Source organism: Niabella aurantiaca DSM 17617, from assembly GCF_000374125.1.
Taxonomy (GTDB): domain Bacteria; phylum Bacteroidota; class Bacteroidia; order Chitinophagales; family Chitinophagaceae; genus Niabella; species Niabella aurantiaca.
In genome coordinates, this window is the sequence record NZ_KB893637.1 from 118,980 (window position 1) to 139,846 (window position 20,867).

The 20,867-nt window shown below is 49.4% G+C and carries 20 protein-coding genes and 1 tRNA gene; 5 read left to right on the forward strand and 16 right to left on the reverse strand.

Annotated features, from left to right (window positions below; genetic code table 11):
* Positions 1 to 120 precede the first annotated feature (120 nt).
* Positions 121 to 273: a hypothetical protein gene (locus tag B160_RS31980; protein WP_018628589.1), complete on the forward strand. Its 153-nt coding sequence runs from the start codon at positions 121 to 123 to the stop codon at positions 271 to 273.
* Positions 274 to 351: 78 nt separating this feature from the next.
* A complete protein-coding gene (locus tag B160_RS0114200) occupies positions 352 to 2,151 on the forward strand; it encodes an alpha-L-fucosidase (protein ID WP_018628590.1) in 1,800 nt (599 codons plus the stop codon).
* Positions 2,152 to 2,160: 9 nt separating this feature from the next.
* Here B160_RS0114200 and B160_RS0114205 read toward each other — a convergent pair whose 3' ends face one another.
* The 8 genes from B160_RS0114205 to B160_RS0114240 all read right to left on the reverse strand — a co-directional run bounded on the left by B160_RS0114205 (position 2,161) and on the right by B160_RS0114240 (position 10,556).
* A complete protein-coding gene (locus B160_RS0114205) occupies positions 2,161 to 3,273 on the reverse strand; it encodes an ABC transporter permease (protein ID WP_018628591.1) in 1,113 nt (370 codons plus the stop codon).
* Positions 3,270 to 4,376 carry an ABC transporter permease gene (locus B160_RS0114210; RefSeq protein ID WP_018628592.1) on the reverse strand — a complete coding sequence of 369 codons (1,107 nt, stop codon included), beginning with the start codon at positions 4,374 to 4,376 and terminating at the stop codon, positions 3,270 to 3,272. Before B160_RS0114210 ends, B160_RS0114205 begins: the two co-directional genes overlap by 4 nt.
* Before the next feature lie 57 nt (positions 4,377 to 4,433).
* On the reverse strand, positions 4,434 to 5,216 hold the full coding sequence (locus B160_RS29165) for an ABC transporter ATP-binding protein (protein WP_018628593.1): 783 nt from the start codon (positions 5,214 to 5,216) through the stop codon (positions 4,434 to 4,436).
* Entirely contained in the window at positions 5,194 to 6,207 is a 1,014-nt protein-coding gene (locus B160_RS29170; protein WP_245562221.1) for an ABC transporter ATP-binding protein, read from the reverse strand. Before B160_RS29170 ends, B160_RS29165 begins: the two co-directional genes overlap by 23 nt.
* Entirely contained in the window at positions 6,176 to 7,117 is a 942-nt protein-coding gene (locus B160_RS0114220; protein ID WP_018628595.1) for an HlyD family secretion protein, read from the reverse strand. The genes B160_RS29170 and B160_RS0114220 overlap by 32 nt, the downstream gene beginning before the upstream one ends.
* A gap of 11 nt (positions 7,118 to 7,128) precedes the next feature.
* Entirely contained in the window at positions 7,129 to 8,367 is a 1,239-nt protein-coding gene (locus tag B160_RS0114225) for a TolC family protein (protein ID WP_018628596.1), read from the reverse strand.
* Between the two features lie 54 nt (positions 8,368 to 8,421).
* Positions 8,422 to 9,030, reverse strand: a complete 609-nt coding sequence (locus tag B160_RS0114230) for a TetR/AcrR family transcriptional regulator (protein ID WP_018628597.1) — start codon at positions 9,028 to 9,030, stop codon at positions 8,422 to 8,424.
* Between the two features lie 449 nt (positions 9,031 to 9,479).
* A complete protein-coding gene (locus B160_RS0114240) occupies positions 9,480 to 10,556 on the reverse strand; it encodes an NAD(P)/FAD-dependent oxidoreductase (RefSeq protein ID WP_018628599.1) in 1,077 nt (358 codons plus the stop codon).
* 264 nt (positions 10,557 to 10,820) lie between these two features.
* On the opposite strand from B160_RS0114240, the gene B160_RS29175 reads away from it, so the two are divergent.
* A complete protein-coding gene (locus B160_RS29175; protein ID WP_018628600.1) occupies positions 10,821 to 11,531 on the forward strand; it encodes a tRNA1(Val) (adenine(37)-N6)-methyltransferase in 711 nt (236 codons plus the stop codon).
* Here B160_RS29175 and B160_RS31145 read toward each other — a convergent pair whose 3' ends face one another.
* From B160_RS31145 to B160_RS0114280, 7 genes are all read right to left on the reverse strand, one after another.
* A complete protein-coding gene (locus tag B160_RS31145; RefSeq protein ID WP_018628601.1) occupies positions 11,532 to 12,812 on the reverse strand; it encodes an HAD-IIIA family hydrolase in 1,281 nt (426 codons plus the stop codon).
* 76 nt (positions 12,813 to 12,888) lie between these two features.
* The gene (locus B160_RS0114255) at positions 12,889 to 13,464 is read right to left on the reverse strand and encodes a D-sedoheptulose-7-phosphate isomerase (RefSeq protein WP_018628602.1); all 576 of its coding nucleotides are present in this window, start codon (positions 13,462 to 13,464) and stop codon (positions 12,889 to 12,891) included.
* Between the two features lie 2 nt (positions 13,465 to 13,466).
* Complete coding sequence (locus B160_RS0114260) at positions 13,467 to 14,489, reverse strand: GHMP family kinase ATP-binding protein (protein WP_018628603.1); 1,023 nt, start codon at positions 14,487 to 14,489, stop codon at positions 13,467 to 13,469.
* Between the two features lie 11 nt (positions 14,490 to 14,500).
* Positions 14,501 to 15,652, reverse strand: coding sequence for a glycosyltransferase (locus tag B160_RS0114265; RefSeq protein WP_026309770.1), 1,152 nt, complete (start codon positions 15,650 to 15,652; stop codon positions 14,501 to 14,503).
* Between the two features lie 92 nt (positions 15,653 to 15,744).
* Entirely contained in the window at positions 15,745 to 16,689 is a 945-nt protein-coding gene (locus B160_RS0114270; RefSeq protein WP_018628606.1) for a glycosyltransferase family 2 protein, read from the reverse strand.
* Between the two features lie 2 nt (positions 16,690 to 16,691).
* The gene (locus tag B160_RS0114275) at positions 16,692 to 17,177 is read right to left on the reverse strand and encodes a DUF4199 family protein (protein WP_018628607.1); all 486 of its coding nucleotides are present in this window, start codon (positions 17,175 to 17,177) and stop codon (positions 16,692 to 16,694) included.
* 1 nt (position 17,178) lies between these two features.
* Positions 17,179 to 18,444: a dihydroorotase gene (locus tag B160_RS0114280; RefSeq protein ID WP_018628608.1), complete on the reverse strand. Its 1,266-nt coding sequence runs from the start codon at positions 18,442 to 18,444 to the stop codon at positions 17,179 to 17,181.
* 210 nt (positions 18,445 to 18,654) lie between these two features.
* Between B160_RS0114280 and B160_RS0114290 the strand changes: the two genes are divergently transcribed.
* A tRNA-Pro gene (locus B160_RS0114290) sits at positions 18,655 to 18,728 on the forward strand.
* A gap of 113 nt (positions 18,729 to 18,841) precedes the next feature.
* On the opposite strand, the gene B160_RS32265 is transcribed toward B160_RS0114290, so the two are convergent.
* Positions 18,842 to 19,195 carry a recombinase family protein gene (locus B160_RS32265; RefSeq protein ID WP_083927708.1) on the reverse strand — a complete coding sequence of 118 codons (354 nt, stop codon included), beginning with the start codon at positions 19,193 to 19,195 and terminating at the stop codon, positions 18,842 to 18,844.
* A gap of 445 nt (positions 19,196 to 19,640) precedes the next feature.
* Between B160_RS32265 and B160_RS0114300 the strand changes: the two genes are divergently transcribed.
* The gene (locus B160_RS0114300) at positions 19,641 to 20,831 is read left to right on the forward strand and encodes an FAD-dependent oxidoreductase (RefSeq protein ID WP_018628610.1); all 1,191 of its coding nucleotides are present in this window, start codon (positions 19,641 to 19,643) and stop codon (positions 20,829 to 20,831) included.
* Positions 20,832 to 20,867: the final 36 nt, after the last annotated feature.

Sequence of the window (20,867 nt, forward strand, 5' to 3'; positions counted from 1 at the left end):
AAATCCGCTTTATGCAATTCCCGTTTCATCATATACCGCCGGACGGCCGCTGATGGTTTGGCCTGAAATTCGTGGTGCTTTAAATGAACCGTATGCGGAACTTCTTTAAAAAAGATAATTATGAAAGACTTTCTGATATGCGCAATACTGCTCAGCATCCTGCTTCAGGGCTGCAGCGCTGTGGAGGCGATATTCAAGGCAGGTATGTGGTGGGCCTTTTTTTTGGTAGGGGTGGTGATCCTTGCCGTATTCCTGTTGCTGCGCCGTAAATAATGACCCTGCAGGTGGGCGGTACCGTTGTTTTGTGCGGCAGTGCAAAAGTTACGTATCTTAGCCGTAACCTTGTTATTTATGAAGTTAAAGATCGTTTTTTACCTTTCATGGATGGCGCTTGCCACCTTGTCTGCAAATGCACAGGCCACAGCAACGGCACAAAAAACAAAATGGTTTACTGATGCCCGTTTTGGCATGTTTATTCACTGGGGGTTGTACAGTGCAGCTGAGGGTATGTGGAAGGGGGAACGCCTGCGGTATGGAAATAACTATGCGGAGTGGATCCGCTACCGCAACCGTATTTCGAAGGAGGAATATGGAACGCTGGCGAAGCGGTTCGACTGGAACCGGATCAACCCTGAAGAATGGGTGCTGCTGGCAAAAAAAGCCGGTATGAAATACATCACCATCACCTCCAAACATCACGATGGGGTGGCACTCTGGAACAGTAAGGTAAGTGATTATAATCTTACAAAGCTGAGCGGCACCAACCGCGACGTGATCCGGGAGCTGGCGGTGGCCTGTAAAAAACACGGGATCAAGCTGGGCTTTTATTATTCGCACTGGGTGGATTGGGACCATCCTTACGGATGGGACCATAATAAGGAGCTGACCGGCATTAAGGACGAAGACTATGACCGGTACTGGCAGGAGAAAGTAATTCCACAACTGAGGGAATTATTGACCAATTATGGCGACATTGCCATGTTCTGGTTTGATATGTGGCTGAACTATAAAAAGACCGTGGTAAAGAAAGAACAACTGGACCAGGTGGTCCGGCTGATCCGGGAGCTGCAGCCAAACTGCCTCATTAATTCCAGGATCGGGTTGCCGGCATCGGACCCCGGTGTGGATTTTGAATCAAAGGGCGATAACGAATTCGGTTCCGCCTATACGGAACATCCCTGGGAAACCTCGGGTACCATTGCACATTCCTGGGGATATTATGGACAGGAGAATGAGTGGAAATCGACCAGCCAGCTGCTACAGTCATTGATCGGCAATGTGAGCCTGAACGGCGATTTTACATTGAACATCGGACCCCGCGCAGACGGGTCGGTGCCTTATGAAGGGGTGCGCCGCCTGGAAGATATGGGCAAATGGCTGTCGAAGAACGGTGAGGCCATCTATGGCTGTACCGGATTGGAGCTGCGTGCCGGCCAGCACGACTGGGGACGGATCACCACAAAGCGGGTCCATAAGAAGCAGCTGGTGTACCTGCATGTATATAACTGGCCGCTGGATAAAGTGCTGCGTCTTTCGGGCATTTTGTCCCGGCCGGAAAAAGCGGAGCTGATCACAGACGCGGGCCGGAAGCCGTTGAAATTTGTTCAGCAGGGACCCTTGACGCACATCCATCTGCCCCAACAGGCCGGCGACCGGTTTGTTTCGGTAATTGTGCTCCGGTACCCGGAGCCTGTGGAAGTGGATGGCGAGATGGTGGCGGAAGCAGGCTTTGGCGGCTTTCCGCTCAGCAGCTCCAATGTATGGGAAAATACGGCAGCGTATAAACGGGTAAAATACGACGGGCTCCGTCCGGCGCATTTTATTATTGATAAAGAAGGCGCATTGACCTGGGAAGTGTACATACCCGAGGCCGGCAACTATGCTGCAGACCTCTCTTATCATAACCATTCAAAAGCGCCCATCGGCGTTCAGTTGCTGGTTACCGGGCAGCGCCTGGAGCAGCAGTTGAAACCATCCGGAACCATAGTGGCAGAGCCGCATTCCAGCTATACGGAAGAATTTGCGGATACCCGCCTGGGCCAGCTGCGTTTTTCGGACGCGGGTTTTTACCAGCTTACTTTCAAAGCAGCTGTAAAAGAGGGCGGACCGCTGTTGCTGAACCGGGTCTGGATTCAAAAGGTAGCCCAATAAGGCGGTACTTTATTGTGTTTTCCGGTAATTGCGGATGGCGAGAGCATTGAGGCCAATTGCAAACAATAATTCAAAAACAAGGATCGGTAAAACATCACTGAAGGTGCTCCCCTTCAGGATGATCATGCGGACCGCTTTCATAAAATGGGTAATGGGCAGGAAGGTGGCTATGGTTCTTGCCCAAACCGGCATACTGTCTACGGCTGTGAACAGCCCGCTCATTAAGACAAAGATCATGATAAAAAAGAACGCGATAAACATCGATTGCAATTGGTTATTGCTGATGGTGGATACCAGCAATCCGAAGCCCAGCAACGCCATCAGGTACACCGCAGCAAGCAGGTATAAGAGGAGGATACTGCCCAGTGGGATGATGCCGTAAAAGAGCCGGGCTACCAGCAGCCCGATGGTCAAAACGATCATGCCAACCACCCAGAAGGGGATCAGCTTTCCTAAAATGAACTGCCATTTTTTTATGGGGGTTACGTTGATCTGCTCAATGGTACCGATCTCTTTTTCCCGTACAATGTTCAGGGAAGAAAGAAATCCTCCGACCAGGGTAAGCAGCAATACCAATACACCCGGCACAATATACCAGGTAAACTTTTGATGAGGGTTGAACCAGGCGGAGGAAGCAATATCGATGATTGCCGGGGCCACGGGCTGTCTGTTGCTCATGAGCCGGATGTCCTGGTTAAAGTCCCTGATAACGGCCAGCAGATAGGCCGTGCCGATCCCGGATTTTGTGCCGTTAATGGCGTCGGCAGTAACGTTGAGGGACTGGTTGCCTTCTTTTATAAGATGGCGCTCAAAAGAGGGAGGTATTTCAAGAACGATATCGGCTTTGCCGTTCTCCAGGCTGAACAGGGCCTGCTTGTAGGCCGGGGCTACTGTCACGATCTTAAAATAACCGGATGCACCCAGTTTGGTGATCAGCTTCTGTGTGTAGGCGCTGTGGTCCTGATCAACGATCGCAACGTTGATGTTCTTTACATCCAGGTCCATGGCCAGCGGCAGTATTCCCAGCTGGATGACCGGAAGCAGAAACATCATGACCAGGATGGTCTTGTCCCGGAACATCTGGCGGAACTCTTTCTGCAGTAAAAAACGAAGTGTTCTCATGCTAATCTGATTTTGAACCGTTTTACAGTGATGGTTAATAACAGCGTGGTCATGATGCAGAGCATCAGCATTTCTTTCCAGACGTATGCGATTCCCAGTCCCTTCAGCATTACCGCTTTTACGGCCGCGTAATACCATTTGGCCGGAATGAGGTTGGAGATCCACTGGAAGATTAACGGCATATTCTCCAGGGGAAAAATAAACCCGGTAAAAATGATGGTAGGCAACATCAGGCCCATCATTGAAATGAGTAATGCCACCTGCTGGGAGCTGGTTGCATTGGAGATCAGCAGCCCGAAGGAAAGGCTGGTGATAATGAACAGCAAGGTGATCAAAAACAACAATAAAAGACTTCCGGCTACCGGAACGTTTAAAACATAAACGGCCAGCAGCAGGATGATTGAGAAGTTGGCCAGGGACAGCACCAGGAACGGAACTGCTTTGGCAACCAATACCATTACCGGTTTGAACGGAGATACGAGCAGGACCTCCATGGTACCGGTCTCTTTTTCCCGGACAACGGCTACAGAGGTCAATGCGGTGCAAACGATCATCAATATGAGCGCCAATACGCCTGGTACATAGTTAATGGAACCATTTCCTTCTTCATTGTATAGCATGCGCAGTTCCGGTGTAATGGTAAGGGGGGCGGGAGCCATTGCCTGGTGCTCCCGCTGAAAGTCCTGTACAATGGCACTGATGTACTGCGCAATGGTTTTTGAAATATTGGGTTCTGACCCGTCTGTAAGCACCTGGAGCGTTGCATGCCGCGCTTTGATAAAATCACTGCTGAATCCGGAAGGGAAGACCAGCGCCGCTTTGATATTGCCTTTTTTGAATTCTTTTTCTATTGCGGTGGGGGATAGCTGCTTTTCCTGCACATTGAAAAAGGCTGCCGATCTCAGCTTGGCGGTAAGCTGCTGCGCCAGCGGATCAACAGAACCATTCATGATGACAAGGTCCGCATTTTTGACTTCACTCGTCAGGGCATAGCCAAACAGCAGGATCTGCACCAGGGGCAGCCCGAACAGGATGAGGAGCGTGCGCCTGTCGCGGAAGACATGGTAGAATTCTTTGCGGATAAAAACGAATAGCTGTTTCATTCTTTTGCTGATTAACGATCATTTACGTGCGGCGATCCATAACCGGTCCCTCTGCCTTTAAGAGTCGCTTCGCCGGGCGGTCCTGGCCAGCCTGTAAAATACTTCATCCATATTGTCGCAGGCGAACCGCTGCTTCAGATGGGCGGGCGTATCCAGCGCCTCTATTTTCCCGTCTACCATAATGGTTATCCTGTTGCAGTATTCTGCTTCATCCATGTAATGGGTGGTTACAAAAATGGTAACGCCGGTTCCGGCCGCTTCATAGATCATATCCCAGAACTGGCGGCGGGTTACCGGGTCAACACCCCCGGTAGGCTCGTCCAGGAAAACGATCCGCGGCTGATGGAACATCGCTACGGCAAACGCCAGCTTCTGTTTCCAGCCCAGGGGCAGTGCGCCCACGAGTTTGGAGGCTTCATTTTCCAGGCCGAGCGACCGGATCAGTGCGGGCCCCCTTTCTTTAATGACCTTATCCGCAACCCCATAGATCCCTCCGAAGAAGGTTATATTTTCCAGTGGTGTAAGATCATCGTACAGGGAAAACTTCTGGCTCATGTACCCGATATGTTGTTTGATTTTTTCCTGTTGCCGGTACACATCAAACCCCGCGACGGTAGCATGACCAGAGCTTGGGTAGGAGAGGCCGCACAACATGCGCATGGCTGTGGTCTTTCCGGCACCGTTCGCACCCAGGAAACCGAAGATCTCGCCTGGATTGACATGGAAGCTGATCCGGTCTACGGCCACGAAATCGCCGAATTTCTTGGTGAGTTCCTTGCATTCAATGGCTGCACCTGCTGCGGCAGGCGATGACGGTTTAAGATTGATCTGCGGATCCATATTGCAATGAATTTGTAGTGGTCAGCCGTATAAAGCTGTCTTCGATGGAAGGCGCGATGCGTTGAACGGTTACCTGGTCATGTCCTTTTGCTGTTGCATATTCCCGGATCAATGCCAGGTCATCGCCGGTATGCGGCCCCAACGTTACGTGCAGCAGGTCCCCGAAAGCGTAGCAGCTTTCTGCCTGGGTCCAGGACCTAAGGTCTTTTAACAGGGTATAGATCGATGCGGCTTTGACCGCGTATAGTTTTACAGGAAAGGTATCGGTGATCTGTGAAGGCGTGCCGATATTGAGGAGCTGCCCGTTCTGGATAAGGGCTATGCGATCACAGCGCACCGCTTCCTCCATATACGGCGTGGACACGAGTATGGTAATGCCCTGCCGTTTTAATTGCTGCAGCATTTCCCAGAACTCTCTTCGTGATACTACATCCACGCCGGTGGTGGGCTCATCCAGGAACAACACTGTTGGTCTGTGAACCAGCGCACAGCACAGGGCAAGCTTTTGCTTCATCCCACCGGAAAGCTTTCCGGCCCTGCGATCGCTGAAGGGTTTGATCTGGTCGTAAATGTCTTTTATCAGTTCGTAATGGGCGGCCACGCTTGTTCCGAAAAGCGTGGCAAAGAATGTCAGATTCTCCTCAACGGTCAGATCCTGGTAAAGGGAGAATTTACCGGGCATATACCCAACTGAGCTGCGGATCTGTTTGTAGTCTTTTACCACATCGTATCCGGATACCCGGGCCTGCCCTTTATCGGCCTGCAAGAGGGTGGTGAGGATGCGGAACAATGTTGTTTTTCCTGCGCCATCCGGACCGATCAATCCGAAAAGCTCCCCTTTTTTTACCTCGAACGATACATCCCGCAATGCGTTTACTGCCCCTTTGTTATAGCTTTTGCTTATATGATCTGCTATAATGGGCATATCTGCATGATCTGCTGCGGGGGCACTATTGGGGTTATTTTTTTTCATGGAAGAGCACTTCACCATACATGCCGATTTTTAGATAGCCGTCGTTCCTGACCAGTACTTTTATGGCATAGACCAGGTTGGCCCGCTCATTTTTGGTCTGAATGGTTTTGGGAGTGAATTCGGACTTGTCACTGATCCAGCTGATGGACCCGGTGTAGCTTTTGTAGGATTGATCGCCATTGTCGATACGAACGGTTACCGGCTGTCGTATTTTAAGGGCCGGTAACTGATCGCCGGTTATATAAGCTCTGAGCGTGAGGGTGTCGAGGTTGGCGATCTTATACAGTGGTTTTCCGATGGTGGTCATTTCACCCTGCAGGGCATATTTGGTAAGCACAGTGCCTGCAACCGGGTTCATGATCTGGCCTTTTTCTACCTGTAATTGTGTCTGGGCCTTTGCTTTTTCAAGAGGCGCCCGTTCGCTGAGGATGGTCCTGTTTTTTGTAGCTGCATTTGCGGTGTACAGGCGGATCTGCTGACGGGTGACGGCCATTTGTTTTTTTGCCTGTGTGATCTGTGCCTCCATATCATCCAGTTGTTTTTGCGGTGCGGCGGCGGCGGTAACGAGGTTTTGCAGGCGGTGCCGCTCTTTATCCAGGTTTTGCAAATGTGCTTCCTGCGCCGCCAGCTGGCGTTGTGCTACCTGTATCTCCTGCAGGGGAGATACCACCCGCTGTTGAAGGGAGCTGATCGTTGCCTGGGTCTGCTCCTGCTGAAGTTTTTGCAACGCAACATCGATTTGCCCGACTACCTGGTGGTATTGAAGCACATCGCCTTCCTGGATGCCGAACTGAAGAAGCGTTCCGGTCTGTTCTGCGGATACGATAACCTCATCCGCTTCAAAATTGCCGGCTGCATCAAAATCTTTTTTGTTCCCGTTGCATGCAAGAAGCATTAAAAGAAGTCCGCTGAGAAAATAGAATTTCATATTCGTGCTGTTTAATTTCCGGAAATGGTTTGATAGTTAACCTGTGCGTGCAGCAATTGTACCTGGTGGAGGTTTTTTAACTGTCTTGCCAGGTGCTCTGCGTTTAGCTGGTTAATGTATTCATGTGTGGTGATCACACCATTCTCCAGCTGGGCCTGGGCCGACCGGGTAACCTGGGCTCTTAATGCAATGACTTCGTCGTCCTGTTGCAGCAGCCGGCTATATTTTTCCATTGCATTGGTCTCTTTTGTTAGGGCGGTCTTTGTATTGCGTAAAAATGTTTCCCTGTCCGCTTCCAGCTCGCTGCGGTCGAGCGCCATTATTTTTTTATTGTTCTGATAGGTGTACAAACTGCCCAGCGGAAAGCTGAACCGGATACCTCCCAAGGCAAAAGCGTCAAATGCATTGTTGAGCATATTGAGTGCCGGGCGGCCATAGCCCCCTTGCACGAAAGCCGCGATCCTGGGAGTCCAGCCGGTCGACAGTGCTTTTTCCCGTATGGTAATATTGCTTTTCTGCAGATCAAGGAGCCGGAGCTCGGGGCGGTGAATTTCGGAATCGGTTTTTTGAGGAGTGGGTTGCACCAGGTGTTCCGGTACCGGAATTCCGATCAGCAGGGCCAGTGTTTCCCGGACGGCCTTTTGATCGGATTGGATCTCCGTATTTCCCATAGCTGCGTTTATCAGTGCTGCTTTTAATTCGGCCACACTGCTTTGCGCAACGGTCCCGTTCGTTGCGGCCGCTGTTGCCTTTTCGAGCGAAGATGCGATGCCCGCTTTATAAATTTCCTGTTGCTTCCATTGTGCATCCAGTAACAAAATGGAAAAGAATAATTGCGTTACCTGCTCTTTGACCGCCTGGAAGCTGATCTCAATTTGCTGCAGTTGTGTTGCTTCCTGACTCCTTAAAAGTGCCTTTTGGCTTTTTGCAACGCCGCCGTCGTAGATCGTCTGCGTTACTTCTCCCTGTATGCGGTACTGGTCTTTACTTAGCTCGGGAACGCCTGGCAGCGCTATCGGGATCCGGGTTACATCCGTTTGATAGGTGGCCTGGCCGCTGACGGACAGTTGGGGCAACCAGGACCGGGCCGTATTTTCAATGGAGTACCGGGTGCTTTGGCGGAGCAGGTCCTGTTTTTTAATGTTGGGAAGATTTTTTCTTGCCAGCTGATAACATTCGTCCAGGCTGAGTGACTGTCCGGAACACCAGACGGACAGGAGCAGCAGGACACAGGATGTCAACCGTTTCATATTTTAAGATTTATTGTTTGATTTAATCATTTGATTAATACCGGGACAAAAAAATTATTTCACTTTCAACATCGCTTTCATCCATTTGGGTACCAGCTTCTTCCGTTCTTCCATGAGCGTGTTGAATTGCACCCCGATCTCCGGGGAGAGAACTTCCAGCCCCGGACGCATGGCAAAAGGAAAGATGCAGAGTGCAATGATGTTGATAAACAATTGTTCCGGTGCCACATCCGGGTTTTGCTCCTTTAACTGCCTGGCAAATACGGAATGCAGCACATGGTCCGCACCTTTCAGCATGGCCACAAATTTTTTAGGAGCATTGCGCATGGCATTCAATACAAACAGGGGAAGATCCGGGTTGTCTGCCAGCATGTTGATGTACCGGTCTGCAATGGTATGGATCTTGTCGCTGAGCGAGGAGGCCGGGTCCTGGAGCACGGGAAGCATCAATCCAAAAAAGCTGCTCAGTTTTTCCTGCATCACCAATTCGAATAGTTTCTCTTTACTGCGAAAATAATAATTCAGCAGGGCCAGGTTGATACCGGCGGCTTCTGCAATATCCCTCGTGCGGGTTGCGGCATAGCCTTTTTCCATAAAAACCTTCCGGGCTGCTTCCTTTATCTTTTCCTCGGAGGACAGCGTTTCCTGCTTCTTTTTTGCCATTGCAGCACAAAGTTGGTAAAAAGAAATGATTTAAACAAACTTTTTAATCAAATGATTAATTTTATCGTTAAGGAGTTGTTTGAAAACAGCATTTTGATGCTCCATATAAGCGCCATCCGGCGCGTCGTTGTCGTTAAAGCGCAGCTTTAACGAGGCCATCATTTCATAAGTGCCATTGGCACGGATCATTATGCCCCGGTCCCATGGCTCTCTGTTGCTCTTTTGGACTTGTAAATGGGTTGAAACCTGTTCTTGCCGGATCTTTCGAGGCCATGCCTCTTTTACTAAAATGATCGCTTCCCCCTGTTTTTTACAGACGGCGGCTACAGCGGAACCCTAAGTAGAGGTGATAAAAAGCCGTTACCTTTTTGTGACGATAAAGATTCTCGCGGATCGTTTTTAAGCAGCTTCTAAAACAACCTTTATAGGCCAGGAGGTGTTGGTGGGGGTTATGGACTGTTTCGATGAAGTATCCTGCTGAACCGTGCAATATCCGCCTCCGGAAGCAGGGGCTGCCGGTGCAACAGGTGTGCTACCAACTGGTGCGCGAAATAGGGAGCCAGGGAGCAGCCTTTGGTGCCCATGCCGTTGAGAATGCCGATGTTGGTGTGAACCGGATGGAAACCGGCAAATGGCCGGCGCTCTACGGTAGCGGGGCGTACAGCGGCTTTATGATCGACAGTTCTGAACGGCATTTTCAGCCATTGCTTTAATGTTTGTTCTGCCGATTGCCGGAAACTTTCTGTTGGATTTTCGTTTTCAAAATCCCAGATATAGTTGGTGCCTGCCCAGAAGAACCCGGGCTCGGCCATGGGGGCCAGCAGCATCGACTTTTTATAAAGATGGTCCGGGGGCAGGCCGGGGATCTCGAGGATCAATGCTTCGCCTTTGTTCAATGCAAAAGGCAGCGTTGCAAAATAGGGATTGCCGGCCCCAGCAGCACCGTCGCAAAAAATGAGTGTGCCGGCGGTGACGTCTTTATAACGGATCCGCTGTTCTTCCGCCTTCAGCTCCGGAAAATTCAGCGGCTCTTCCATGAGCTTGTGCTCTTTTTTTAAGAAGGCACGCCATGCCGGCAGCAGCAGCTGCAGGTGCACGATATAGGCAGGCTCAATAACCCCGATGCCAAATTCGTAATTGAAAAAGGAAGGATAGGGGCCTTCATTTTCCAGCAGGGATATATAATCTTCTTTTTGCGCAAGCTTTTTGAGAAAGCTTTCTTTCATGAACGGGTTGGGAAAAAAATCAATGATGGATGTCCGGGTTATGCCGTTCACGCTGAGGAAATTGCCGACGGCATCATATGAAGCTGCCGCAAAGGGAAGGATCAGATCGTCGAGCCATACCTTTACCACCCGCCGCCCGGTAACGGGATTGATGATCCCCGCTGCTACTTTGGACGGAGTATGGGATCTCGGCTCGTCGATAACGATGAAGTCGAGGCCGGCCTGGTAACAGAACCAGGAAAGAAACGTGCCGCTGATGCCCTGGCCTACGATGATGACTTTCTTTATACTACGATCCATTAATCTACGGATTTATAATAAACGGCAAAAGAGCTGAGTAGCTCAGATTCCGTTTTTGTTATTGGAGGTCTTTCTTTAAGAAAGACCCTGAAACCGGCCGGTAATAAATTGTTCGTATCATGAATTTCCGCTGATCTATGCAGAAATATGCGCCTATGACCTGTGCTTCTCAGCCTGGCCGGCGGGAACGGTATTACAGGAAATTTATTTGTATGACCGGTATCTGTTCACAAATATAATTGATAATATTCTTCATCTTTGCGTATGCCCAATCCGTATTTCCGTTTTAAGCAGTTTACGATCTACCAGGACCGCTGCGCGATGAAAGTGACTACCGATGCCTGTCTTTTTGGGGCCTGGGTGGCTCAGCACCTGCCGGCAGCAGCCGAAACCGTGCTGGATGTGGGCGCAGGAACGGGTTTGCTCACGCTGATGATCGCACAGGCCGGGAACCGGTCGATCGACGCCATTGAACTACAGGAAACCGATCATGTGCAGGCGGCGGCGAACATCGCGCAAACGGCCTGGCATGCTTCGATCCGGCTGATACAGGGGGATGTTTTAGCGCATGTTTTTGACAGGAAATATGATGCCATTGTCAGTAACCCGCCCTTCTATGAGCATGATCTGAAGGGCGGGCAACGGAACAGAAATATTGCCCATCACAATGAGGGGCTCCTGCTGTCTGATCTTCTTGATTTCATCCGGGGACAACTGGCAGAAGAAGGAACCTTTTTCCTGTTGCTGCCGGCAAAGAGGCATACGGAACTGATACGGTACCTGGAAACGATGGGATTGCACTGCAACTCCTGCTGTTATGTGCAGCAAACCGAAAAACATGCCCCGTTCCGGATCCTGGTGTCGGGTGCGTTCAGGAAAAGTGCCTGCCGGGAGGAGCGGATCGTGATCCGTGAAAGAAATGAATATACACCTGAATTTAAGGCGTTGTTATCCCCCTACTATCTGCACCTGTGATCAGGGAAGCTGCACTGCCAGTGTCTTCAGATCCGGTAATTGCAGATCGATATCGGGGTGGGGTAATGTTTCAGACGCATTGGTGGTCGTAAGATAAATGGTGCGCATGCCGGCACCCCGGCCAAAACGCATGTCCGAAATGTTATTGCCGACCATTACCGACTTCGTGAGATCGATATCCGGAAAATCTTCAGTCGCCTGTAAAGCCATACCGGGATTGGGCTTACGGAAAAAATCGCGGGAGTCGATCGCTGTAGCATAATAGATCGCGGGTATATGGCCGCCGGTCTTTTTTACCTCATCGTTTAATAACCGGTGGATCCCGTGTAATGCTTTTTCCTCCATCAGTCCCTTACCGATGCCCCGCTGGTTGGTTACGATAATGACGTGCCGGAAATAGTGAGTGAACCGGTGAATGGCTTCCGGAACACCGGGATAGAACCGGAACTCCCCTTCATGAAATACATAGCTGTCCGGCTTTTCCTCGTTGATAACGCCGTCCCGGTCCAGAAACAGGGTCCATTCTTCTGTCAGTTGCGACAGGCTGAACGGAGGGGTTTCAAAATCTTTTTGGGCACGGTTATAGTCTTCAGGAATGCCAATGTCAATAAAATATCCATCTCCTGCGGCGCCATAAAAGCGGCCTGCTTCCACACCGGCTTCCAGGTAATCTTTCTCAAAAGAGAATTTGGCAGGCAGACCTTCTCGCAGCAGTTGTTCTTTATTGATGAGATAAGTACCCGCATTGATAAGCCCGGCCTCATAATATTGTTTTTCTTTAAAACTCCGGATGCACTGGTGGTCATCCAACGTAACCACACCATACCGGCTGAAATGCTGCATGGGCTTCAGCGCCAGGGTACAGGCTGCCCCGGAATCTTTATGAACTTTAATAAGCTGCCGGGCATCAAAAGCAAAGAAGCTATCCCCGTTCACCACAAATACATCGGGGCTCTGTGTTTTTTGCAATGCCAGCTGAATGGCACCTCCCGTACCCAATGGTTCATCTTCAATACAACAATCGTATTGTAGTGTGGGAAAGGCCTTTGCAAGATAATCTTCAATAAACTCGTGTTTGTAGCCCAGGCTGAAGATGATGCGCTGGATACCCTGTCGGCGTAAATAACGGATCACATAATACAGGAAAGGCCGACCCGCAACGGGGGCCATGCATTTGGGCAGATCGGGCACCGCCGCGCGCAGCCGGGTACCCAGCCCGCCGGCCAGCACAATGGCTTCCATTCCGTCTTTCCAGTTGCCTTCAAGGCGCTTTTGAAGCATACGATCTGTTTGGGATTTGAGATTTGGGATTTATACCATCATCATATCAAACGAAAAAAGCCAGGCATCGGCGTGCTTATCCGAAATATTGTTCTTCCACCAGCTGGCAAATGCTGTGTCCTAACAGCATATGGCATTCCTGTATGCGGGGCGTATCGGCCGATGGGATATTGAGGAGGAAATCGGAAGCGGTTTTCAGGATGCCACCGCTGGCGCCCGTAAACCCGACGGTGGTCATGCCTTTTGCTTTTGCCTGCTCAAAAGCCCGTACAATATTTTGAGAGTTGCCCGAAGTGCTCAGCCCGATCAGGACATCGCCCGGTTTGCCGATCCCGTCAATGATGCGGGAGTAGATCACGTCAAAGCTGTAATCGTTAGCCACTGCCGTAAGATAAGATGTATTGCAGTGCAGTGCTTCTGCGGGCAGGGCCCTGCGGTCTTTATAAAACCGGCCGCTGAATTCTGCCGCAAGGTGCTGGGCATCTGCAGCACTTCCTCCGTTACCACAGAAATATACACTGTTGCCATTCCGGAAGGCATCTACAATAGTATTAACCACTCCGGCCACCGTTTGTAACAGTGGTTCGTTTTCCAATACCTGTTTCTTTACATCGATGGAAGCCTGCACCAGAGCTTTGATTTGATTGTTCATAATTAAACTGTCCAGGTTTTTAAACCGTGTTTTACAAATTGATAGTTGCGGTACTGACCGCCAAATTGCTGAAGGCTGGTCCTTACTTTATATTTGGTATTGCCGGGGCAATAAAAGATCATAAAACCGCCACCGCCGGCACCGCTGATCTTACCGCCGGAGGCACCATTCTTTTTAGCTGTTTCATAAATGGTATCGATGAGCTCGTTATTGATACCGGCGGCCATGCGGCGTTTTTGCTCAAAACCGATGTCAAGGATCCGGCCGATCTCGTCCAGCTGTCCTTTCAGTAGGGCTTCTTTCATCATCTGGGCCTGTTGTTTGAGGTGGTGCATGGCCTCGATGGACCCGCTTTTTTTTGCGGTAACATTTTTGCTTTGTTCAATGATGATCTTGGCAGATTCCCTGCTGGTGGAGGTGTAATATAACAACAGGTTGTTTTCCAGCTCGTCGATGTACCGCTGGCGGATCCGCAGAGGGTTTACAATAACCTTGTCGTTGTTGTAAAACTCCATGTAGTTCACGCCTCCGAAAGTGGCCGCATACTGATCCTGGCGGCCACCTGCCAGCTGCAGGTCACTGCGCTCAATCTCATAGGCATAGTGTGCAATATCGTATTCGCCCAGGGGTAATTGCAGCATTTCCACAAAGGCGCCCACTATGGCCACTACCAGGGTGGATGAAGTGCCCAGGCCGGAGCCTGCCGGCGCGTCTACATAAGTGCTCAGCCGGAAACCCCCGTTATTAAAAGGATAATCCTTCTGGATCCGGTTGTACACGCCTTTTAACAGGTCGAGATGCCCGTTTAGCGGCAGGTTTTCCGACCAGTCGAAGCAGGCTTGCTCATCCCGGTCCAACGCCTCCAGACAAATTTTACCATCGCTGGTCCGCTCGATGGTGGCATTGGCATTTAAAGAAATGGTGGTGTTGAGAATGGCGCCGCCAAATTCATCGCAATATGGGCTTACATCGGTGCCTCCGCCCGCCAGCCCGATCCTTAAAGGTGCTTTACTTCTGTGAATCATTCATTATCCGTTTATGGAACCAGGTCAATGATGGCATTGACAAGATTGGTCCAGCTATATTTTTCCTTTTCACTGCGAAGATGTGGAATAAAATGGGTTTCTCCTAATCTGAAGAATTCAAGAATGGCGCCCGCAATGGACGCCGCTTCCGGCTCTGCTACCAGCCCGCTTTTCATATGAGGGACCAGGGCCGGCAGCCCGCCTACATTGGTTACCACCATGGGTTTTTCAAAATAATAAGCCAGCGGTGTAACTCCGCTTTGCGTGGCATTGCGGTAGGGCTGTACCAGCAGGTCGGCGGCACATAAATAATATTTTACTTCGCTGTCCGGAATGAAACCGGTCCTCAGGATCAGCAGATCCCGGATATCCAGCCTGTCGATCAGGGCCTGATAGGCGGCCTCGTCTTCGTAGAATTCTCCCGCGATCAATAATTTGAGATCTGAGATTTCTGATGTCTGGTCGCTGCCCGCTGACGGCTGCCTGCTGATGGCTGATATCGCTTCCAGCAGCAGGTCCAGCCCCTTGTATTTCCGGATGAACCCAAAGAATAAAAGGATCTTCCCGTTGGGAGGAAGCTTCAAATGCTCCCGGGCCTCTGTTTTGGAAACCGGCGTTCCGAACGTATCATATAAAGGATGCGGAACCAGCAATGCCTTTTTTTGGGTGAACTGCCGCAGATCCTTCAGTACCTTTTCGCTCATGGTAATAAACCCGTCGCAGGCTTTTACAAAATACCTGGTGAACGGAATATCGCCGGGTCTTTTTTCATGGGGGATGATGTTGTCCGCAATGCAAATGATCTTTGTTTTTTTATTTTTCCGGATGCGCCGAAGGATCGTTCCCAGGGCGGGACCCATAAAGGGCAGCCAGTAGCGCACCACCACGATGTCCGGGGCTGCTTTTGCAATGTCACTGCCTACCTGTATCCAGTTGAGCGGATTGATGGCGTTGATGCGGGTATGGATCGTGATCTTTTCCGGAGCGGGATCATCCGTATATTGCGATTTTCCGGGGAAAAGAAAAGAGGGATATTGTAATGAAAAGGACCAGATCGAACAATCGTAGCCGCTATCGGCAAATGCTTTTGCAAGCCGGTGATTGAAGGTGGCCAGGCCGCCCCGCAAAGGATGGGCTGGCCCTATGATGATTACTTTCTGCATAAATACAAGTTCATCGCCTGCCTTACCGGAACGGGCCGGCTAAAAGGTTTCTGTTCAACAGAACCCTGTTCAGCAGGAAATCTGCAACAAAATTAATCCAATCCTGTTTTGGCCTCAATTAAATAGCTGTTGCGTCCCGGAGCATTCCGCGAAATCAGTTCTCCGATAAAACCCGCCATGAAAAGCTGTACGCCAATGACGACAGCGGTTAAAGAAATATAGAAACCGGGGCGGTTGGAGATGGAGAAGTCGGGACTGACGATCTTTGCGACGACCAGGTACAATGCGGAAAAAAAGCCGATCATAAAAAAGAGCATTCCCCATATGCCGAAGAAATGCATGGGGCGTTTTGAGAATTTTCCCACAAAAGTGATGGACAGCAGGTCCAGGAACCCATTGATGAAACGGTCCCATCCGAACTTGCTCACGCCATATTTGCGTTTACGATGCTCCACCACTTTTTCTCCGATCTTTTTAAAACCGGCCCATCTGGCCAGTACCGGTATATAACGGTGCATTTCCCCATAGACCTCAATGCTCTTTACCACTTTTTTATTATAGGATTTCAGACCGCAATTAAAGTCGTTCAGGTTTATTTTAGAAACTTTCCGGGTAACGGCGTTGAAGAATTTTGAAGGAATATTTTTGGTAAGCGTATTGTCGTACCGCACCTTTTTCCATCCGCTCACCAGGTCGTACCGGTCTTCTGCGATCATGCGGTACAATTCCGGAATTTCATCCGGACTGTCCTGCAGGTCCGCGTCCATGGTAATGATCACATTGCCCTGTGTTACGCGGAACGCCTCATTCAGCGCGGCGGATTTGCCATAGTTGCGCTGGAATTTGATGCCTTTTATATAGGGGTTTTTTTCGCGGAGATCACCGATCACCCGCCAGGAGTCGTCCGTACTGCCATCGTCTACAAAAACGATCTCATAACTGAAATGGTTTTCCTGCATTACCCGGTCGATCCACATGGCCAGTTCAGGTAGCGATTCTTCTTCGTTTAACAGAGGTATGACTACAGAGATATCCATTTTTAGTTTTTCTTTGACAAAGATAAGATTCCGGCTACCACGGTAGTTACAACAACGCCTGTTAGAAGATAGCCGAAAACGGACCCGGACACTTTGATGGGGATATAATATTTGAGCGTATTTTTTGCCTGCTCTTCAATTTCGGCGGGAGTGCGGTCCTGGGGATTTTTTAAAAGATATGCTTTTGTTTCTGCGATGTTCTTGTTTATGATCTCCGGGTTGGCTTTCCAGAAAATAAAAGTGTATACCGACATGATCAGTGCAACGACCACGAAACACCGGAATCCCTGGTTGAACAGTGTACCAAACCGGGCGCCGCTCCATTTGGCCGCGGCATAAACCGCCCATACAATGCCTGCTCCAAAGATCAGGAATCCGATATATTGCAGGGGCGAATTGAGGGGTACATCTTTCCAGAACATCAGGATTCCTGCGCATACCATCAGCAGCCCCGTTATCAATCCTTTCTTTGTTGCGTTGATTACCATGCTAAATTGAAAGATTTGTTTGGTTATTATGAATAATGCCCAATGGTTTGCCGGTGAGCGGCTTGCCGGAGAACGCGGAGTTCTTGCTTCGCGAGAGGATCGCACCGACAGAAAGCTCCCATTGCTGCTGCGGGCTGAAAACCGTAAGCGATGCCGTGTTGCCTTCTTCAATAGAAGGTACCGGCAGTCCCAGGATCTCCCGGGGATTGATGGAGAGCAGCTCCACCCAACGCTCCTGCGGCACTTCCGGCAATACAGTATTCAGCACTGCGTAGGCGGTTTGCAAACCGATCATGCCGTTTTGGGCATATTCAAATTCCACCATTTTATGATCGGTATCGCAGGGGATATGATGTGTGGCGATACAATCGATGGATCCGTCCAGGATGCCCTTCTGCAGCGCCTTCCGGTCGCCGGTGGTGCGCAGGGGCGGGTTCAGCTTCAGGTTGGTGTCGTAGGTCTGCAGGTCTTCTTCCGTAAAAAATAGATGGGCCGGAGTTACCGAAACGGTCACATCCGTTTTTTTCTGGCGGGCTTCTTTTACCAGCTTTAATGAGGCAGCGGTGGTAATGCCGGTCAGGTGCAGGCGGGAGTCTGCATACGCTGCAAGCTTCAGGTCCCTTGTGATCAGCAGCTCCTCCGCGATGGCCGGTTTTGCCTGCAGGCCGAGCTGCGTGGACGTAATGCCTTCATTCATCAGCCCGTGGGGCTGTATGTCTTTGTTATCCGGCAGCTGGATCAGCACCCCGTTGAAAGGCTTGATGTACTGGAGCGCCTTTACCATGATATCGGATGACTGGATGGCGTTTTTTCCATCGGTAAAGGCGATGGCACCGGATTGCCGCATATCATAGATCTCCGCCAGTTCTTTGCCCTCTGCATTCCGGGTAACCGCTCCCAGGGGATGAATGCTTACGGGCAATTGTGCGGCTTTTGCGCGGATGTACTCTACGGATGATTTCTGATCGATCGCCGGTTTGGTATTGGGCACAATACAAACATCGGTAAAGCCTCCTGCCGCCGCTGCCCGGGCACCGCTGGCCAGTGTTTCCCGGTACTCAAACCCGGGGTCTGCAAAGTCGGCAAACATATCCGTCCAGCCCGGGCTCACATGCAGCCCTTTGGCATCCAGTACCTTGGCGCCTTTTTGAGCGAGGCTTTTACCAATGGACTGAATGATTCCGTTTACAATAAGGATATCTGCCGTGCGACCATTAAAAGAAGAGGTGGGGTCGATGATCTTGGATTGCTTAATGAGAATTTTCATTAAGGTGCGAAGATAAGGTCAATTTCTGATTTTTAAAGGAATATGAGGATATGTTAGGTGGTTCCGGTATAAAAGTGGGGTCATGCCGGTAAAAACCAGTGAAAACAGGAAATGTAAAAATGTTCTGCGCTTCTTTTGACGGAGAAAGCGAAAATATATTATATTTGCAGCCCTTCCGGTAACCCCATATATAATGGAGGTAAAACAGTTCGGGACGTAGCGCAGCCCGGTAGCGCACTTGCATGGGGTGCAAGGGGTCGCTAGTTCGAATCTAGTCGTCCCGACAAATAAAAAGGCTCAGCAGCGATGCTGGGCTTTTTTTTGTTGCCTTTTTTCTACCAAGTGGTACCCTTTCACGGATCAAGTGAAAACTTCAAATTTGGGTATCAAATGGGTATCAAAAACCAGAAAGGAACTGTAAGTATTGAAAATTACAGGTCCAGAATCCGGCTAAGGCGGAGGCATAAAAGCTGTCTTCTTTTGATGACTTGTTTTTGATCGCTATCATCAGCTTTTTCCATTCAGGCCGGTTGAAGTTTTCGGCTGAGAAATCTTCACGATAGATACCCTTGACTTCAATATCGTTATACTCACAATATTTCAATAGCCGATCTTCTTGCTCTGGTAAGGAATATCCTTTTCTCTTTTGCTCATCCGTGCTGCTTACACACAAGAGCCGCGTTTCCCGACAATTTACTGCCGCCGCAAAATCGTACCTACAAGATGGTCTGACAGGGCTGGCGTTGGCCAAAGGCCTGTCCGTAATGATTACAGAAGTATTGACTAAACCTGGATGAAGTATCCGATCACTGATACGAAATGCCGGTTTTGTATGGTGTCCGGATTTTTAATTATTCCGTGAAATGGACACGGCGTCATTTTTTAAAAATAAAAAAATTAGAATAAATCACAATTCTATATTATATTTACCCTGGCCAATTTGAACCAGCAATAACAAAAATTTAGTCAAACATCTGTTTAAAATAATGGGAAGACAAATGCGTAAGTAACCCTCTAATCTGCATAGTTTTCCAAAATGTTTTACAGACACCGTTCAATTAGTAGCTGTATTCAACATGAATACGCGTGTAGTCGTTTCGGATTTTTAAACGACCATTTTTCAAGAGCCCGTTTCTTGATAGGTACGTATTCATGTAAATACGTTCGTTAAGGATTAAGACCAAAATACTATTCAAATGGATAATCATTTCGATGTTATCGTTATCGGCGGTGGCCCGATGGGGCTTGCCTGTGCCTATGAAATCGGCAAGAGAAAGGCATCCGTCCTGGTACTTGAACGGTTTCAATGCCTTAATCAGAAAGGCAGTTCCGCCGGCGTTTCCCGGCAATACCGCATCCCTTATCCCGATACCTATATGGTAAAAATGGCTTTGGATGCCCAACCCTATTGGGATGCCCTTCAGCTACGTACCAGGACACCATTGATGGACAAAGTAGGCACTTTGTGGTTCGGAGATCCAACGGTTGATTCTACAGAAGGCAATATTGGAGCGGCAGAAAAAGCGCTTCAGCAGCTAAACGTAAAATATGATAGCCTGACGGTCGAAAATATTGAAGACGATTTCCATTTTAAAAACTTACCCAAAAATTACACAGGATTATTTCAGGCAGATGGGGCAAGCATCAATCTGGCAGCGACTTTGCAGTCGCTTTTTGATCTGAACAACAAAAATCCTGATGTTCATCTAAAGGAAAATGCCCGGGTAATAAAAATCGAACGGAAGGATGGGATTTTTTATGTCAGCACATCCGAAAAAGTTTTCACGACACCAAAGCTGGTAATTACACCCGGTCCTTACATTAATGAAGTGCTTAAATTACAGGAGTTCCATGTGGCGGTTACTTATTGGGAGATGTCTTCTGCTTATTTTAGAAGAAAGGACCCCAACATCCAATATCCTACCTGGTTTGTTTTCCAGAATGCTATCGAAGCAAATGGCAACCAGTTTTACGGATTCCCAGGTGTGGATTGGGATTTCCCTGGATATATAAGGGTTGCACCCGATTTTGTGATCCAGCCGTTGGATAATCCGGAGAATGCCACCCATAAACCCGATCCTCAGGCTTTGGGATATACCGCCCAATGGGTAAAAGATCATATGACGGGTTTGGATATCGTTCCCGAGCATACATCCACCTGCCTCATTGCCTTATCGAAAATCAAAACAAAGGAATTGTTGCTGGATTTTGCACCGGACTATATTCCCGGCCATGAAGATATCGTTATCTATGGTACGGGGTGGGCAGCTAAATTCATCCCCTTCCTGGGAAAATTACTTGCCGATATGGCTCTGGACGGTAAAACCGATTATGATATTGCTCCCTTCCAGTTAGGTTTGAAATATTTCACCTCATTAAAACGATGAACCTTTTTCCGTTTATCCAACCCATTACTTTATCCA

Bases quoted from the DNA above. Each gene is read 5' to 3' on its own strand.
- B160_RS31980 (WP_018628589.1), top strand. From the start codon at position 121: ATGAAAGACTTTCTGATATGCGCAATACTGCTCAGCATCCTGCTTCAG.
- B160_RS0114200 (WP_018628590.1), top strand. From the start codon at position 352: ATGAAGTTAAAGATCGTTTTTTACCTTTCATGGATGGCGCTTGCCACC.
- B160_RS0114205 (WP_018628591.1), bottom strand. From the start codon at position 3,273: ATGAGAACACTTCGTTTTTTACTGCAGAAAGAGTTCCGCCAGATGTTC.
- B160_RS0114210 (WP_018628592.1), bottom strand. From the start codon at position 4,376: ATGAAACAGCTATTCGTTTTTATCCGCAAAGAATTCTACCATGTCTTC.
- B160_RS29165 (WP_018628593.1), bottom strand. From the start codon at position 5,216: ATGGATCCGCAGATCAATCTTAAACCGTCATCGCCTGCCGCAGCAGGT.
- B160_RS29170 (WP_245562221.1), bottom strand. From the start codon at position 6,207: ATGGTGAAGTGCTCTTCCATGAAAAAAAATAACCCCAATAGTGCCCCC.
- B160_RS0114220 (WP_018628595.1), bottom strand. From the start codon at position 7,117: ATGAAATTCTATTTTCTCAGCGGACTTCTTTTAATGCTTCTTGCATGC.
- B160_RS0114225 (WP_018628596.1), bottom strand. From the start codon at position 8,367: ATGAAACGGTTGACATCCTGTGTCCTGCTGCTCCTGTCCGTCTGGTGT.
- B160_RS0114230 (WP_018628597.1), bottom strand. From the start codon at position 9,030: ATGGCAAAAAAGAAGCAGGAAACGCTGTCCTCCGAGGAAAAGATAAAG.
- B160_RS0114240 (WP_018628599.1), bottom strand. From the start codon at position 10,556: ATGGATCGTAGTATAAAGAAAGTCATCATCGTAGGCCAGGGCATCAGC.
- B160_RS29175 (WP_018628600.1), top strand. From the start codon at position 10,821: ATGCCCAATCCGTATTTCCGTTTTAAGCAGTTTACGATCTACCAGGAC.
- B160_RS31145 (WP_018628601.1), bottom strand. From the start codon at position 12,812: ATGCTTCAAAAGCGCCTTGAAGGCAACTGGAAAGACGGAATGGAAGCC.
- B160_RS0114255 (WP_018628602.1), bottom strand. From the start codon at position 13,464: ATGAACAATCAAATCAAAGCTCTGGTGCAGGCTTCCATCGATGTAAAG.
- B160_RS0114260 (WP_018628603.1), bottom strand. From the start codon at position 14,489: ATGATTCACAGAAGTAAAGCACCTTTAAGGATCGGGCTGGCGGGCGGA.
- B160_RS0114265 (WP_026309770.1), bottom strand. From the start codon at position 15,652: ATGCAGAAAGTAATCATCATAGGGCCAGCCCATCCTTTGCGGGGCGGC.
- B160_RS0114270 (WP_018628606.1), bottom strand. From the start codon at position 16,689: ATGGATATCTCTGTAGTCATACCTCTGTTAAACGAAGAAGAATCGCTA.
- B160_RS0114275 (WP_018628607.1), bottom strand. From the start codon at position 17,177: ATGGTAATCAACGCAACAAAGAAAGGATTGATAACGGGGCTGCTGATG.
- B160_RS0114280 (WP_018628608.1), bottom strand. From the start codon at position 18,444: ATGAAAATTCTCATTAAGCAATCCAAGATCATCGACCCCACCTCTTCT.
- B160_RS0114300 (WP_018628610.1), top strand. From the start codon at position 19,641: ATGGATAATCATTTCGATGTTATCGTTATCGGCGGTGGCCCGATGGGG.